A 15,340-nucleotide genomic window follows, 5' to 3' on the forward strand; every position below is an offset into this window, starting at 1 on the left:
CTGTCGCATGTCCTTCGAGTTGCTCGCCACCGATGGCAAGGCTCGTCGCGGTCGTCTGACCTTCCCCCGCGGTACCGTGGAAACCCCCGCGTTCATGCCGGTGGGCACCTACGGCACGGTCAAGGGCATGCTGCCACGGGACATCGTCGCTACAGGCGCGGAGATCATCCTCGGCAACACGTTCCACCTGTGGCTGCGCCCGGGCATGGAAGTGATCAAGGCCCACGGTGACTTGCACGATTTCATGCAGTGGAAAGGGCCGATTCTGACCGACTCCGGCGGCTTCCAGGTGTTCAGCCTCGGTGCCATGCGCAAGATCAAGGAGGAGGGCGTGACCTTCGCTTCTCCGGTGGATGGCGCCAAGGTGTTCATGGGGCCGGAAGAGTCGATGCAGGTCCAGCGTGACCTGGGCTCGGACATCGTGATGATCTTCGACGAATGCACGCCGTACCCGGCCGATGAAGACGTGGCGCGGGTCTCCATGGAGCTGTCGTTGCGCTGGGCCCAGCGCTCGAAGAATGCCCATGCCGATAACACGGCGGCGCTGTTCGGCATCGTGCAGGGTGGCATGCACCAGGATCTGCGCATGCGTTCGCTGGAAGGTCTCGACAAGATCGGCTTTGATGGCCTGGCCATTGGCGGTCTGTCGGTGGGCGAGCCCAAGCACGAAATGATCAAGGTGCTCGATTACCTGCCGGGCCAGATGCCCGCTGACAAACCTCGTTACCTTATGGGCGTTGGCAAACCGGAAGATCTGGTTGAGGGTGTGCGCCGCGGGGTGGACATGTTCGATTGCGTGATGCCAACCCGTAATGCCCGCAATGGGCATCTGTTCATCGACACGGGCGTGCTGAAGATCCGCAACGCGTTCCATCGCCATGATGATTCGCCGCTGGATCCGACCTGCGACTGCTACACGTGCCAGAACTTCTCCCGCGCTTATCTGCATCATTTGGACAAGTGCGGCGAAATGCTGGGTAGCATGTTGAATACCATCCACAATTTGCGCCATTACCAGGTGCTTATGGCTGGTTTGCGCGAGGCTATTCAACAGGGTACATTGGCCGCCTTTGTCGAGGCCTTCTATGCCAAGCGCGGGTTGCCTGTACCGCCCTTGGACTGAGTTTTCCGATCCTAAGATTCAATACTTGCAACTGGAGTGCTAAATGAGCTTTTTTATCTCTAATGCCATGGCTGACGCGGCTGCACCTGCTGCTGCCGGCCCTATGGGCGGCGGTTTCGAGTGGATTTTCCTGGTCGGCTTCCTGGTGATTTTCTACCTGATGATCTGGCGTCCACAGGCCAAGCGCGCCAAAGAGCAGAAAAACCTGCTCAGCAACCTGCAAAAGGGCGATGAAGTGGTCACCACCGGCGGCATCGCTGGCAAGATCACCAAAGTGGCCGATGACTTCGTGGTTCTGGAAGTGTCCGACACTGTTGAAATGAAGTTCCAGAAGGGCGCTATCGCGGCCACGCTGCCAAAAGGCACGCTGAAAGCGATCTAAAAGTTTCAACTTCTATTCAATCGACGGGGCGCGCAAGGCGCCCCGCGTCATAAGCGGGCGGCGTGATGCTGAACAAATACCCTCTGTGGAAATATGTACTGATCCTGGCGGTGCTGGCGGTCGGTCTGATTTATTCCGCTCCCAATCTTTATCCGGATGACCCGGCCATTCAGGTCAGTGGCGCAAGCACTGCGCTGCAGGTCACCCAGGCGGATCTGGACCGCGCGAGCGCAGCGCTCAAGACTTCCGGGATCGACGTCAAGGCGTCCTCCATTGCCGAAAACGGCCGTGGCGGCCTGTTGCGTCTGACCAAGGCTGAAGACCAACTGCCGGCCAAGGACGTGGTGCGCAAGGCGTTGGGCGACGATTACGTTGTGGCCCTGAACCTGGCCCAGACCACCCCGCAATGGCTGCGCAAGCTCGGCGCGCACCCGATGAAGCTGGGTCTGGACTTGTCCGGTGGTGTGCACTTCCTGCTGGAAGTGGACATGGAAAAAGCCCTCGACGCGCGGATGAAAGTCTACGAAGGCGACGTCAAGAGCTTGCTGCGCAAAGAGCGCGTGCGTTATCGCAGCCTGCCGCAGCTCGACGGTGCCATTCAGTTGGGCTTCAGTGATACCGATACCCGCGAGCAGGCCCGTAGCCTGATTCGCAAGAACTTCAACGATTTCGATGTTGTGCCGGCCGACCTCAATGGTCAGGCGGTGCTGCGTCTGGCGATGACCCCGGCCAAGCTGGCGGAAATCCGCGAATACTCCATCAAGCAGAACTTGACCACGGTGCGTAACCGCGTCAACGAGCTGGGTGTGGCCGAGCCGATCGTGCAGCGCCAGGGCGCCAACCGCATCGTGGTTGAGCTGCCAGGCGTGCAGGACACCGCCGAAGCCAAGCGTATCCTCGGCAAGACCGCCAACCTGGAGTTCCGCCTCGGTGCTGAACCGGGCGCGTCCAAGGCCTCGACCGAGAGCTTCGAGTTCCGTGAAGGCGGTCGTCCGGCGGCGCAGATCGAGCGTGGCCTGATCATCACCGGTGACCAGGTGACCGACGCCAAGGCTGGCTTCGACGAGCAGGGGCGCCCACAGGTGAACATCCACCTCGACGGCCATGGCGGCGAACTGATGAGCCGCGCCACGCGCAGCAACGTCGGGCGCAGCATGGCGGTGATCTTCATCGAGCAGAAGCCGATCACCACCTACACCAAGCAAGTGGTCGACGGCGTCGAGAAAGACGTCGCCGTGCAGGCCTTCAAGGAAGAGAAGAAGATCATCAGCCTGGCGACCATCCAGTCGCCACTGGGCAGCCAGTTCCGCATCACCGGCCTGAACGGTCAGGGCGAAGCTTCGGAATTGGCCCTGCTGCTGCGTGCCGGTGGTCTGGCTGCGCCGATGTACTTCGCCGAAGAGCGCACCATTGGCCCGAGCCTGGGTGCCGACAACATCACCAAGGGTATCGATGCATCGCTGTGGGGTATGCTGTTTGTCTCGCTGTTCATCATAGCCATCTACCGCTTCTTCGGCATCATCGCCACCGTCGCACTGGCGGTGAACATGGTGATGCTGCTGGCCTTGATGTCGCTGCTGGGGGCTACGCTGACCCTGCCGGGTATCGCCGGTATCGTGTTGACCATGGGTATGGCGGTGGACGCCAACGTGCTGATCTTCTCGCGGATACGTGAAGAGATCGCCGCCGGCATGACGATTCAACGTGCAATCAACGAAGGCTTCGGCCGGGCATTCACCGCGATTCTCGACGCCAACCTGACCACGTTGCTGGTGGGCGGGATTCTCTTCGCCATGGGCACCGGCCCGGTCAAGGGCTTCGCAGTGACCATGTCCCTCGGGATCTTTACCTCGATGTTCACAGCCATCATGGTGACCCGCGCAATGGTCAACCTGATCTTTGGTGGTCGTGACTTCAAGAAGTTGTGGATTTAAGGGGCTGCCATGTTACGTACTATCAACTTCATGGGCGTTCGCAACATTGCGTTCGGCGTCACATTGTTCCTTACCGTGCTGGCGTTGTTCAGCTGGTTCCACAAGGGTCTGAACTACGGCCTGGACTTCACCGGCGGTACGCTCATCGAGCTGACCTACGAGCGTCCGGCCGATGTCACCAAGGTGCGTGAGCAACTGGCGACCTCGGGCTACGGCGATGCCATCGTGCAGAGCTTTGGTGCTACCACCGACCTGCTGGTGCGCATGCCGGGTGAAGACCCGCAGCTGGGTCATCAGGTCGCCGAAGCCTTGCAGAAGGCCGGCGGTGACAACCCGGCGAAGGTCAAGCGCGTCGAGTTCGTCGGCCCGCAGGTGGGTGAAGAGCTGCGCGACCAGGGCGGCCTCGGCATGCTGATGGCGCTGGGCGGCATCCTGATCTACCTGGCCTTCCGCTTTCAGTGGAAGTTCGCGGTAGGCGCCATTGTGTCGCTGATCCACGACGTGATCGTGACCGTGGGCATCCTGTCGTTCTTCCAGATCACCTTCGACCTGACGGTGCTGGCGGCGGTGTTGGCGATCATCGGTTACTCGCTCAACGACACCATCGTGGTGTTCGACCGGGTGCGTGAGAACTTCCGTGTGCTGCGCAAGGCCTCGCTGATCGAGAACATCAACATCTCGACCACTCAGACCCTGCTGCGGACCATGGCGACGTCGATCTCCACCTTGCTGGCGATTGCCGCGCTGCTGTTCTTTGGTGGCGACAACCTGTTCGGTTTCTCCATCGCACTGTTCATCGGTGTACTGGCGGGTACTTACTCGTCGATCTACATCGCCAACGTGGTGCTGATCTGGTTGAACCTGAGCACCGAGGATCTGATTCCTCCGGCTGCTGCCGAAACGGAAGTGGACGACCGCCCGTAAGGCTCGGCGCTCCATCCGTCACAGCTGAAAAGGCGCGAGTTGAACTCGCGCCTTTTTTTATGCTCCAAGGCTGGGAGAAGCGCGGATTAATCCGCTTGTGATGGTCAGGAGGTTCAAGTGAACAAATCGATGCTGGTTGGTGCGGTATTGGGTGCTGTCGGTGTAACTGCCGGTGGTGCGGTCGCGACCTACAGCTTGGTAAAAAGTGGCCCTGAGTATGCGCAAGTATTGGCCGTGGAGCCGGTCAAGACCCAGATCAAAACCCCGCGTGAAGTGTGCAAGGACGTCACCGTGACTCGGCAGAAGCCAGTCCAGGACCAGCACCAGATCGCTGGCACCGTGATCGGCGCCCTGGCCGGTGGCCTGTTGGGTAACCAGGTCGGCGGCGGCACCGGTAAAAAAATCGCCACCGTGGCAGGTGCAGCCGGCGGCGGTTATGCCGGTAACAAGATTCAGGAAGGCATGCAGGAGCGTGACACCTACACCACCACCCAGACTCGCTGCAACACGGTCAATGACATCAGCGACAAGGTTGTGGGCTACGACGTTCGCTACATGCTCGACGGTAAAGAAGGCAAAGTCCGCATGGACCGCGACCCGGGCAACCAGATCCCGGTGAACAAGGAAGGTCAACTGATCCTGGGGCAGAACGAACCGGCTCAGTGATCCAGCCGCTATGAAAAAAGCACCCTTCGGGGTGCTTTTTTATGCCCGCATTTTATGCCCCACCACCCATCCCCTGTGGGAGCGAGCTTGCTCGCGATAGCGCCAGGTCAGCTGGATAACTGATCGTTCCCACGCTCTGCGTGGGAATGCATCCCGTGACGCTCTGCGTCACCTCCAGAAGCGGAACGCGGAGCGTCCCTGGCGGCGTTCCCACGCAGAGCGTGGGAACGATCAGCGACGACGTGTTCGCATCTAGCAGGCATAAAAAAAGCACCCCGAAGGGTGCTTTTCTGTAGCCGGTTGCTTAGCGCTTCAGCGAAGCCGGCAGGTGTGGCTGGATGGCGGTGAGCACAGCCTTGAAGCATTTGGTATTGCCGGCAACGATGTGGCCTTTTTCAAGGAAGTCGTGGCCGCCAGTGAAGTCGCTCACCAAACCGCCGGCTTCCTGGATCAACAGGGCGCCTGCGGCCATGTCCCATTCGGACAAGCCCGATTCCCAGAATGCATCGAAACGGCCAGCAGCGACATAGGCCAGGTCCAGGCTCGCAGCACCGGCGCGGCGGATGCCGGCGGTCTGGCCGACCAGGGCGCGGAACATGCCCAGGTAGTTGTCCAGGTTGTCCATCTGGTCGTCACGGAACGGGAAGCCGGTGCCCAGCAGGGCGCCGTCCAGGCTGGTGCGGCCGCTGACGCGCAGGCGACGACCGTTCAGTTGGGCGCCACGGCCACGGCTGGCGGTGAATTCTTCCTGGCGAACCGGGTCCAGCACAACGGCGTGTTCCAGGCGGCCACGGTATTTGCAGGCGATGCTGACAGCGAAATGAGGAATGCCGCGCAGGAAGTTGGTGGTGCCGTCCAGCGGATCGATGATCCACAGGTACTCTTCGCCTTCGATGCCGGTGCCGGCGTGCATGCCGGTCTCTTCACCCAGGATCGAGTGGTTCGGGTAAGCCTTGCGCAGGGCGTCGACGATTTTTTGCTCGGCGGCGCGATCAACCTCGGACACGTAGTCCTTGGCGTCTTTTTCATCGACCTTGATGGTATCCAGGCGCTCGATGGAGCGGAAGATCAGTTCACTGGCGCTGCGGGCGGCGCGCAGCGCGATATTCAGCATGGGCTGCATGGATGTGTCACCTAAGGTTGTTAAAGAAAGCCGCGCATTCTATCAGAAAGTTTTCTCAGGAGAAGGTTGGTGTTCGCTTTCATAGCTTAACGGTAGGTGCTTATGTAAGATTTGCTCCCTTTATCGTGTTCGAGAGCGCCTCCCTTGTTGCAGAACATTCGTGTCGTCCTGGTCAATACCAGCCATCCGGGTAACATCGGCGGAGCTGCGCGGGCCATGAAGAACATGGGCCTGTCGCGGCTGGTGCTGGTCGAACCGCGCTTGTTTCCCCACCACGAAGCCGATGCGCGGGCCTCCGGTGCCGGCGACATTCTCGCCAATGCCCAGGTCGTCGCCACCCTGGAAGACGCCCTGGTGGGGTGCAACCTGGTGCTCGGCACCAGCGCCCGCGACCGCCGTATTCCCTGGCCGCTGCTCGATCCCCGCGAATGCGGCACCAAAGTGGTCGAGGAGGCCGCGCAAGGCTTTGAAATCGCCCTGGTGTTCGGCCGTGAAGACTCCGGCCTGACCAATGACGAGCTGCAGCGATGTCACTTTCACGTGCATATCCCTTCCGACCCCGAGTTCAGTTCCTTGAACCTGGGGGCGGCGGTGCAGGTGTTGAGTTATGAAGTGCGCATGGCCTGGCTGGCAGCTGAAGGCCGGCCAAGCAAAGTGGAAAAAACCGAGGTCACGTCGCCACGCAGTGAGACACTGGCGACCATGGACGAGTTGGAACGATTCTATGAGCACCTGGAGCAGACCCTGGTGGACATCGAGTTCCTCGACCCGGAGAAGCCGCGGCACTTGATGGCGCGCCTGCGTCGGTTGTACGGACGAAGCTCGGTCAGCCGGGCGGAGATGAATATATTGCGCGGCATCCTCACGGAAACCCAGAAGGCGGCCCGTGGCGAGCTGATTAAGCGGAAGAAATAAAATGTTCGAACGTTTGCGTGAAGATATCCAAAGTGTTTTCCATCGTGACCCGGCGGCGCGCAATGCCTTTGAAGTGCTGACCTGCTACCCGGGGATGCACGCGATCTGGATCCATCGCCTGTCCGGCGCCTTGTGGAACATGGGCTGGAAATGGCTGGCGCGGCTGGTCTCGAACTTCGGCCGCTGGTTGACCGGAATCGAGATCCATCCGGGGGCCAAGGTCGGTCGCCGTTTCTTCATCGACCACGGCATGGGCATCGTCATTGGCGAAACTGCCGAGATTGGCGACGACGTGACCCTGTACCAGGGCGTGACCCTCGGCGGCACCAGTTGGAACAAAGGCAAGCGCCACCCAACGCTGGAAGACGGCGTGGTGGTGGGTGCGGGCGCCAAGGTGCTTGGGCCGTTCACGGTGGGGGCGGGGGCGAAAGTCGGCTCCAACGCCGTGGTCACCAAGGCCGTGCCGCCCGGTGCGACCGTGGTCGGTATTCCGGGACGAGTCATTGTCAAGTCCGATGACGAACAGGATGCCCGGCGCAAGGCCATGGCCGAGAAGATTGGCTTCGACGCCTACGGTGTCGGCGAAGACATGCCCGACCCGGTCGCCCGCGCCATCAACCAGTTGCTCGATCACCTGCAGGCCGTCGATGGACGCCTGGAGGGGATGTGCGGGGCTCTGAAGGAGCTGGGCAGTAATTACTGTGCCAAGGACCTGCCTGAACTGCGCGAGGAAGATTTTGCGTGTGTGAAGGACAAGGATGAGACCCAAGCCAGCTGAAACCCTGCTGGCCTCATCGCGAGCAAGCTCGCTCCCACAATTGGGTTTGTGGTGTACACAAATTGTGCCGCCACCCAAGACCCCTGTGGGGGCGAGCTTGCTCGCGATGAACGATAACGCGGTATAGCTGGTCGCCACTGGCCAGCCTTTGCTATCATGCGCGCGCTCTTTCGCGGGTAAACCCGAGTAACCCACTAGGTCTTATACTTGACTTAAATACTCGGGAATTGCATACTCGCCCCCATTCCGAACTCCGTGGTAATTGTCCATGCGACTGACTACAAAAGGCCGATACGCCGTGACCGCGATGCTGGATCTGGCATTGCACGCGCAGCACGGGCCGGTGTCCCTGGCCGATATCTCCGAGCGCCAGGGCATTTCCCTGTCTTACCTTGAGCAGCTGTTCGCCAAGCTGCGCCGTAGCAACCTGGTTTCCAGTGTTCGCGGCCCGGGCGGTGGCTACCAGCTGTCGCGCGACATGCAGGGCATCCAGGTTGCCCAGGTGATCGATGCGGTGAACGAATCGGTCGATGCGACCAAATGCCAGGGCCTTGGCGACTGCCATGGCGGCGATACTTGCCTGACCCACCACTTGTGGTGCGACCTCAGCCTGCAGATCCACGAATTTCTGAGCGGTATCAGCTTGGCTGACCTTGTAACTCGCCGTGAGGTGCAAGAAGTAGCCCAGCGTCAGGACCAGCGTCGTTGCAATAGCAAGGCGCCGCACCTGGACAAGATTGAAGCGTCCGCCGTCGAATGACCGCCGCAGAGCAAGCGGAACGCCAGCCAGCCTGATTTAGGAGAGAGTCCATGAAATTGCCGATTTACCTTGATTACTCTGCGACCACCCCGGTTGATCCGCGTGTCGCGCAAAAAATGAGTGAATGCCTGCTGGTCGACGGAAACTTCGGTAACCCGGCGTCCCGCTCCCACGTGTTTGGCTGGAAAGCCGAAGAGTCGGTCGAAAACGCCCGTCGCCAGGTCGCTGACCTGGTCAATGCCGACCCGCGTGAAATCGTCTGGACCTCCGGTGCCACCGAGTCCGACAACCTGGCAATCAAGGGTGTCGCGCACTTCTATCACACCAAGGGCAAGCACCTGATCACCTCCAAGATCGAGCACAAGGCTGTCCTGGACACCATGCGCCAACTGGAGCGTGAAGGTTTCGAAGTCACCTACATCGAACCGGGTGAAGACGGCATCATCACCCCGGCCATGGTGGAAGCCGCGCTGCGCGACGACACCATCCTGGTTTCGATCATGCACGTGAACAACGAAATCGGCACCATCAACGACATCGCGGCCATCGGCGAACTGACGCGCTCCAAGGGCGTTCTGTTCCATGTCGACGCGGCGCAGTCCACCGGCAAGGTCGCGATCGACCTGTCGCAGTTGAAAGTCGACCTGATGTCGTTCTCTGCCCACAAAACCTACGGCCCTAAAGGCATCGGCGCGCTGTACGTGAGCCGCAAGCCGCGTGTTCGCCTCGAAGCGACCATGCACGGTGGCGGTCACGAGCGTGGCATGCGTTCCGGCACCCTGGCGACCCACCAGATCGTCGGCATGGGTGAAGCCTTCCGCGTGGCCAAGGAAGACATGGCTGCCGAGAACGTGCGCATCAAGGCCCTGAGCGACCGCTTCTTCAAGCAGGTCGAGCACCTGGAAGAGCTTTACGTCAACGGCAGCATGATCGCCCGCGTTCCGCACAACCTGAACCTGAGCTTCAACTATGTTGAAGGTGAGTCGCTGATCATGGCGCTCAAGGATCTGGCCGTGTCGTCCGGTTCGGCGTGCACCTCGGCATCGCTGGAGCCTTCGTACGTGCTGCGCGCCCTGGGCCGCAACGACGAACTGGCTCACAGCTCGATCCGCTTCACCTTCGGGCGCTTCACCACCGAAGAAGAAATCGATTACGCCGCGCAGAAAGTCTGCGAGGCCGTTACCAAGCTGCGCGCTCTGTCGCCGCTGTGGGACATGTACAAAGACGGCGTCGACATTTCGAAAATCGAGTGGGCGGCGCACTGAGAAGTCGCCACCAGAGCGACTCACTGATGAGGATTGAAGCAAATGGCATATAGCGAAAAGGTCATCGACCACTACGAGAACCCGCGCAACGTCGGCAAGATGGACGCGCAGGATCCTGATGTCGGCACCGGCATGGTCGGCGCCCCGGCGTGCGGCGACGTAATGCGCCTGCAGATCAAGGTCAACGAGCAAGGCATCATCGAAGATGCCAAGTTCAAGACCTATGGCTGCGGTTCCGCCATCGCGTCCAGCTCCCTGGCCACCGAGTGGATGAAGGGCAAGACCCTTGATGAAGCCGAAACCATCAAGAACACCCAGCTGGCTGAAGAACTGGCCTTGCCGCCCGTGAAGATCCACTGCTCGGTACTCGCCGAAGACGCCATCAAGGCCGCTGTTCGCGATTACAAGCAGAAAAAAGGCTTGATCTGATCTGTGCACAGGTAAGGAGTTTCCATGGCTATCCAGATGACAGAAGCGGCAGCTAAGCATGTCCAGCGCTCCCTCGCGGGGCGCGGCAAGGGCGAGGGTATCCGCCTGGGTGTTCGCACCACGGGCTGCTCTGGCCTTGCCTACGTGCTGGAATTCGTCGACGAAGTAGGCGAAGACGATCAGGTGTTCGAAAGTCATGGTCAGAAAGTGATCATCGACCCGAAAAGCCTGACGTACCTGGACGGCACTGAACTGGATTTCGTCAAGGAAGGGTTGAACGAAGGCTTCAAGTTCAACAACCCTAACGTGCGCGGTGAATGTGGCTGCGGCGAAAGCTTCAACATCTGAGGCGGCTTGTGGGTACTCCTTGTCATTTTGCGTTGTTCCAGATGCAGCCTGCGTTCCAGCTGGATCTTGACCAGTTGTCCGCGCGTTATCTGGAATTGGCCCGTGGTGTCCACCCGGACCGTTTTGCTGACGCCTCCGAAGCCGAGCAGCGGCGGGCGCTCGAGCAGTCTGCGAACCTCAACGAGGCGTACCAGACGCTCAAGAGTCCTGCCAAGCGCGCGCGTTACCTGCTCGCTATCAGCGGTCATGAGCTGCCCCTGGAAGTCACCGTCCACGATCCCGAGTTTCTTTTGCAGCAGATGCAATGGCGCGAAGAGCTCGAAGACCTGCAGGACAGCGCCGACCTGGCCGGTGTCGCGGTATTCAAGCGCCGCTTGAAAGATGCCCAGCACACATTGAACGAAAGCTTCGCAGCCTGCTGGAACGATGCCGCGCAACGTGAACAGGCCGAACGCCTGATGCGGCGCATGCAGTTCCTCGACAAGCTCACCTACGAAGTGCGCCAGCTCGAAGAGCGCCTCGACGATTAACCCAGTGCCGCTCCGGTCGCACGCCTGATTACAGATAAGTCCTGATTACGATGGCCCTACTGCAGATCGCCGAACCCGGCCAAAGTCCACAACCGCACCAGCGTCGCCTGGCTGTGGGAATCGACTTGGGTACTACCAATTCCCTGGTCGCTGCCTTGCGCAGCGGTCTTTCCGAACCGCTGGCCGACGAGCAGGGGCAGGTGATCCTGCCGTCCGCCGTGCGCTATCACGCCGATCGCGTTGAAGTGGGCGAGTCAGCCAAGCTGGCCGCCGCGACCGATCCGCTGAACACCATTGTCTCGGTCAAGCGCTTGATGGGTCGTGGTCTGTCCGACGTCAAGCAATTGGGCGATCAACTGCCGTACCGCTTTGTTGGCGGCGAATCGCACATGCCGTTCATCGAAACCGTGCAGGGCCCGAAAAGCCCGGTGGAAGTCTCGGCCGATATCCTCAAGGTGCTGCGCCAGCGCGCTGAAGCGGCACTGGGTGGGGAATTGGTTGGTGCGGTCATCACCGTCCCGGCCTATTTCGACGACGCCCAGCGCCAAGCCACCAAGGACGCGGCCAAGCTGGCCGGCCTGAACGTGCTGCGCCTGCTCAACGAGCCGACCGCCGCTGCCGTGGCGTACGGCCTGGACCAGCACGCCGAAGGCCTGGTAGCGATCTACGACCTGGGCGGCGGCACCTTCGATATTTCGATTCTGCGCCTGACCGGCGGCGTCTTTGAAGTCCTGGCCACCGGTGGCGACAGCGCCCTGGGCGGCGATGACTTCGACCACGCCATTGCCGGCTGGATCATCGAGCAAGCGGGCCTGTCCGCCGATCTCGATCCGGGTGCCCAGCGCCATCTGCTGCAAACCGCCTGCGCCGCCAAGGAAGCCTTGACCGACGCTGCCACCGTTGAAGTCGCTTATGGTGACTGGAAAGCTTCCCTGAGCCGCGAAGCGTTCGATGCGTTGATCGAACCCATGGTCGCCCGCAGCCTCAAGGCCTGCCGCCGTGCCGTGCGTGATTCCGGCGTGGAGTTCGAAGACGTCAAGGCCGTGGTCATGGTCGGTGGTTCGACCCGCGTGCCTCGGGTTCGCGAAGCCGTTGCCGAGGCCTTTGGCCGCCAGCCGCTGACCGAAATCGACCCGGACCAGGTGGTCGCCATCGGCGCCGCGATCCAGGCCGATACCCTGGCTGGCAACAAGCGAGACGGTGGCGAGCTGCTGTTGCTCGACGTGATTCCGCTGTCTCTGGGCCTGGAAACCATGGGCGGTCTGATGGAGAAGGTGATTCCGCGCAACACCACTATTCCCGTTGCCCGCGCCCAGGACTTCACCACCTATAAAGACGGTCAGTCGGCGATGATGGTCCACGTGCTGCAAGGCGAGCGTGAACTGATCAGCGACTGCCGCTCCCTGGCTCGTTTCGAATTGCGCGGCATCCCGCCGATGGTGGCCGGTGCGGCGAAGATTCGCGTGACCTTCCAGGTCGATGCCGATGGCTTGCTCAATGTCTCCGCTCGCGAACTGGGTTCGGGCGTCGAGGCGAGCATCCAGGTCAAGCCGTCCTACGGCCTGACCGACGGCGAAATCGCCAAGATGCTCAAGGATTCGTTCCAGCATGCCAGCGACGACAAGGTGGCTCGCGTGCTGCGCGAGCAGCAGGTCGACGCCCAACGCCTGATCGAAGCCGTGCAAGGTGCCCTTGAAGCCGATGGCGAGCGCTTGCTCGACGCCGAAGAGCGCATGGTCATCGAGCTGCAAATGCAGGAACTGTCCGAATTGATCAAAGGTACCGATGGTTATGCCATCGAGTTGCAGACCAAGCGTCTGTCGCAAGTCACCGATGCCTTTGCTGCCCGCCGCCTGGACTCGACGGTCAAAGCCGCCCTGGCGGGGCGCAACCTGAATGAAATCGAGGAATAACTGATGCCGCAGATCATTTTTCTGCCACACGCCGAGCATTGCCCGGACGGTATGGTGGTAGAGGCCGAAACCGGCAAATCCATTCTTGAAGTGGCCCACGATAACCACATCGAGATCGAGAGCGCCTGCGGCGGCGTCTGTGCCTGTACCACGTGCCATTGCATCATTCGCGAAGGTTTCGACTCGCTGAATGAGGCCGATGAGCTGGAAGAGGACTATCTTGATCGGGCCTGGGGTCTGGAACCGACGTCGCGCCTGACGTGCCAGGCCAAGGTCGGCACCGAGGACCTGGTGGTCGAAATTCCGAAATATTCGCTTAACCATGCGGCCGAAGCGCCGCACTGATGGTGACACTGTCATGAGCTATGGTTGGAATGATGTACAACGCATCGCAGAAGAATTGGCCGAAGCCAAGCCGGACGTGAACCCGATGGCTGTCAATTTCGTCGAGTTGCAGCACTGGATCATGGAGCTTCCCGATTTCGACAACACCTCTGGCCGTTGTGGCGAGAAGGTCTTGGAGGCCGTCCAACAGCTCTGGATCGAAGAAATCGACTGATCCACCTGGCAGGTTAGGCAATACCCCTGAACCCGCGTATAATTCGCGGGTTTAATTTTTCGCAAATTACCGTTTCTGGAGTTACACCATGGCTGTTCAACGTACTTTCTCCATCATCAAGCCTGACGCCGTTGCTAAAAACGTGATCGGCAAGATCGTTACCCGTTTCGAAGACGCTGGCCTGCGCGTTGTAGCTTCGAAAATGAAGCAACTGTCCAAAGCCGAAGCCGAAGGCTTCTACGCTGAGCACAGCGAGCGCGGTTTCTTCGGTGAACTGGTTGCTTTCATGACTTCCGGTCCGGTTGTCGTTCAGGTGCTGGAAGGCGAAAACGCCATCGCTCGCAACCGTGAGCTGATGGGCGCTACCAACCCTAAAGAAGCTGCTGCCGGTACCATCCGCGCTGACTTCGCCGAGTCGATCGACGCCAACGCCGTTCACGGTTCGGACTCCGAAGCCGCTGCTGCTCGCGAAATCGCTTACTTTTTCTCCGCTACTGAAGTAACCACTCGCTAAGCCCAGGCTTTTGAGTGAAGGTGAATCCATGACTACATCGAACGGCAAAACCAACCTGTTGGGCCTGACCCAGCCGGAAATGGAGAAATTCTTCGACTCGATCGGGGAGAAGCGTTTCCGTGCCGGCCAAGTGATGAAGTGGATTCACCACTTTGGCGTCGACGATTTCGACGCCATGACGAATGTCAGCAAGGCCTTGCGCGAAAAGCTCAAGGCAGTTGCTGAGATTCGCGGTCCGGAAGTGGTCAGCGAGGACATCTCCAGCGACGGCACCCGTAAGTGGGTGGTGCGCGTGGCGTCCGGCAGCTGCGTCGAGACCGTCTACATTCCCCAGGGCAAGCGCGGCACCTTGTGCGTTTCGTCCCAGGCAGGCTGTGCCCTGGATTGCAGTTTCTGCTCCACCGGCAAGCAAGGCTTCAACAGCAACCTCACCGCCGCCGAAGTGATCGGCCAGGTGTGGATTGCCAACAAATCCTTTGGCAGCGTCCCGGCGACCGTCGACCGTGCCATCACCAACGTGGTGATGATGGGCATGGGTGAGCCGCTGCTGAACTTCGACAACGTCATCGCCGCCATGCACCTGATGATGGATGACCTGGGCTATGGCATCTCCAAGCGCCGGGTGACCTTGTCCACCTCGGGCGTGGTGCCGATGATCGATGAGCTGGCCAAGCACATCGACGTCTCCCTGGCGCTGTCGCTGCACGCACCCAATGACGCATTGCGTAACCAATTGGTGCCGATCAACAAGAAGTATCCGCTTAAGATGCTGCTGGAGTCGTGCCAGCGCTACATGTCGTCCCTGGGCGAAAAGCGCGTACTGACCATCGAATACACCTTGCTCAAGGACGTGAACGACAAGGTCGAGCATGCGGTCGAGATGATCGAGTTGCTCAAGAACATCCCGTGCAAGATCAACCTGATCCCGTTCAACCCGTTCCCGCACTCCGGTTACGAGCGTCCGAGCAACAATGCGATTCGTCGCTTCCAGGATCAGCTTCATCATGCCGGCTTCAACGTCACTGTGCGCACCACCCGCGGCGAAGACATCGATGCCGCGTGTGGCCAATTGGTAGGACAGGTGCTGGATCGCACCCGTCGCAGCGAGCGCTACATTGCCGTGCGTGAATTGAACGCCAGCGACGATGTGGCGCAAAACGCTGCGAACAGTCACTAA

The 15,340-nt window shown here is 60.3% G+C and carries 18 protein-coding genes; 17 read left to right on the top strand and 1 reads right to left on the bottom strand.

Annotated features, from left to right (window positions below):
• The first annotated feature begins 7 nt into the window (after nucleotides 1–7).
• The 5 genes from tgt (at nucleotide 8) to J9870_RS05040 (ending at nucleotide 5,029) form a co-directional block, all read left to right on the top strand.
• Entirely contained in the window at nucleotides 8–1,123 is a 1,116-nt protein-coding gene (gene tgt, locus J9870_RS05020) for a tRNA guanosine(34) transglycosylase Tgt (RefSeq protein WP_167659374.1), read from the top strand.
• A 43-nt stretch (nucleotides 1,124–1,166) separates the two neighbouring features.
• Nucleotides 1,167–1,505, top strand: a complete 339-nt coding sequence (gene yajC, locus J9870_RS05025; protein ID WP_003197982.1) for a preprotein translocase subunit YajC — start codon at nucleotides 1,167–1,169, stop codon at nucleotides 1,503–1,505.
• Nucleotides 1,506–1,570: 65 nt separating this feature from the next.
• The gene (secD, locus tag J9870_RS05030; protein WP_210642960.1) at nucleotides 1,571–3,439 is read left to right on the top strand and encodes a protein translocase subunit SecD; all 1,869 of its coding nucleotides are present in this window, start codon (nucleotides 1,571–1,573) and stop codon (nucleotides 3,437–3,439) included.
• Nucleotides 3,440–3,448: 9 nt separating this feature from the next.
• Nucleotides 3,449–4,363, top strand: coding sequence for a protein translocase subunit SecF (secF, locus tag J9870_RS05035; protein ID WP_210642961.1), 915 nt, complete (start codon nucleotides 3,449–3,451; stop codon nucleotides 4,361–4,363).
• Between the two features lie 117 nt (nucleotides 4,364–4,480).
• Nucleotides 4,481–5,029: a glycine zipper 2TM domain-containing protein gene (locus J9870_RS05040; RefSeq protein ID WP_109753612.1), complete on the top strand. Its 549-nt coding sequence runs from the start codon at nucleotides 4,481–4,483 to the stop codon at nucleotides 5,027–5,029.
• A 304-nt stretch (nucleotides 5,030–5,333) separates the two neighbouring features.
• On the opposite strand, the gene suhB is transcribed toward J9870_RS05040, so the two are convergent.
• Nucleotides 5,334–6,152, bottom strand: coding sequence for an inositol-phosphate phosphatase (suhB, locus tag J9870_RS05045; protein ID WP_003185165.1), 819 nt, complete (start codon nucleotides 6,150–6,152; stop codon nucleotides 5,334–5,336).
• A gap of 144 nt (nucleotides 6,153–6,296) precedes the next feature.
• Between suhB and trmJ the strand changes: the two genes are divergently transcribed.
• The 12 genes from trmJ (at nucleotide 6,297) to rlmN (ending at nucleotide 15,340) form a co-directional block, all read left to right on the top strand.
• Nucleotides 6,297–7,067, top strand: coding sequence for a tRNA (cytosine(32)/uridine(32)-2'-O)-methyltransferase TrmJ (trmJ, locus tag J9870_RS05050; RefSeq protein ID WP_210642962.1), 771 nt, complete (start codon nucleotides 6,297–6,299; stop codon nucleotides 7,065–7,067).
• A 1-nt stretch (nucleotide 7,068) separates the two neighbouring features.
• Nucleotides 7,069–7,845, top strand: a complete 777-nt coding sequence (gene cysE / locus J9870_RS05055; protein WP_210642963.1) for a serine O-acetyltransferase — start codon at nucleotides 7,069–7,071, stop codon at nucleotides 7,843–7,845.
• A gap of 268 nt (nucleotides 7,846–8,113) precedes the next feature.
• Nucleotides 8,114–8,605, top strand: a complete 492-nt coding sequence (iscR, locus tag J9870_RS05060) for a Fe-S cluster assembly transcriptional regulator IscR (protein ID WP_003185160.1) — start codon at nucleotides 8,114–8,116, stop codon at nucleotides 8,603–8,605.
• A gap of 50 nt (nucleotides 8,606–8,655) precedes the next feature.
• Nucleotides 8,656–9,870, top strand: coding sequence for an IscS subfamily cysteine desulfurase (locus tag J9870_RS05065; RefSeq protein WP_134922896.1), 1,215 nt, complete (start codon nucleotides 8,656–8,658; stop codon nucleotides 9,868–9,870).
• A gap of 42 nt (nucleotides 9,871–9,912) precedes the next feature.
• Nucleotides 9,913–10,299 carry a Fe-S cluster assembly scaffold IscU gene (iscU, locus tag J9870_RS05070; RefSeq protein ID WP_003185157.1) on the top strand — a complete coding sequence of 129 codons (387 nt, stop codon included), beginning with the start codon at nucleotides 9,913–9,915 and terminating at the stop codon, nucleotides 10,297–10,299.
• Between the two features lie 24 nt (nucleotides 10,300–10,323).
• Nucleotides 10,324–10,647, top strand: coding sequence for an iron-sulfur cluster assembly protein IscA (gene iscA / locus J9870_RS05075; RefSeq protein WP_030139597.1), 324 nt, complete (start codon nucleotides 10,324–10,326; stop codon nucleotides 10,645–10,647).
• An 8-nt stretch (nucleotides 10,648–10,655) separates the two neighbouring features.
• Complete coding sequence (hscB, locus tag J9870_RS05080) at nucleotides 10,656–11,177, top strand: co-chaperone HscB (RefSeq protein ID WP_003197997.1); 522 nt, start codon at nucleotides 10,656–10,658, stop codon at nucleotides 11,175–11,177.
• Between the two features lie 50 nt (nucleotides 11,178–11,227).
• Nucleotides 11,228–13,090 (top strand): Fe-S protein assembly chaperone HscA, encoded by a 1,863-nt coding sequence (hscA, locus tag J9870_RS05085; RefSeq protein ID WP_210642964.1) that lies wholly within the window; start codon nucleotides 11,228–11,230, stop codon nucleotides 13,088–13,090.
• Nucleotides 13,091–13,093: 3 nt separating this feature from the next.
• Nucleotides 13,094–13,435: an ISC system 2Fe-2S type ferredoxin gene (gene fdx / locus J9870_RS05090; RefSeq protein ID WP_003198002.1), complete on the top strand. Its 342-nt coding sequence runs from the start codon at nucleotides 13,094–13,096 to the stop codon at nucleotides 13,433–13,435.
• 13 nt (nucleotides 13,436–13,448) lie between these two features.
• Entirely contained in the window at nucleotides 13,449–13,649 is a 201-nt protein-coding gene (gene iscX / locus J9870_RS05095) for a Fe-S cluster assembly protein IscX (protein WP_210642965.1), read from the top strand.
• 88 nt (nucleotides 13,650–13,737) lie between these two features.
• The gene (gene ndk / locus J9870_RS05100; RefSeq protein WP_042727994.1) at nucleotides 13,738–14,163 is read left to right on the top strand and encodes a nucleoside-diphosphate kinase; all 426 of its coding nucleotides are present in this window, start codon (nucleotides 13,738–13,740) and stop codon (nucleotides 14,161–14,163) included.
• Between the two features lie 28 nt (nucleotides 14,164–14,191).
• Nucleotides 14,192–15,340 (top strand): 23S rRNA (adenine(2503)-C(2))-methyltransferase RlmN, encoded by a 1,149-nt coding sequence (rlmN, locus tag J9870_RS05105; protein ID WP_210642966.1) that lies wholly within the window; start codon nucleotides 14,192–14,194, stop codon nucleotides 15,338–15,340.

It is taken from the genome of Pseudomonas sp. Tri1, assembly GCF_017968885.1.
Lineage (GTDB): Bacteria > Pseudomonadota > Gammaproteobacteria > Pseudomonadales > Pseudomonadaceae > Aquipseudomonas.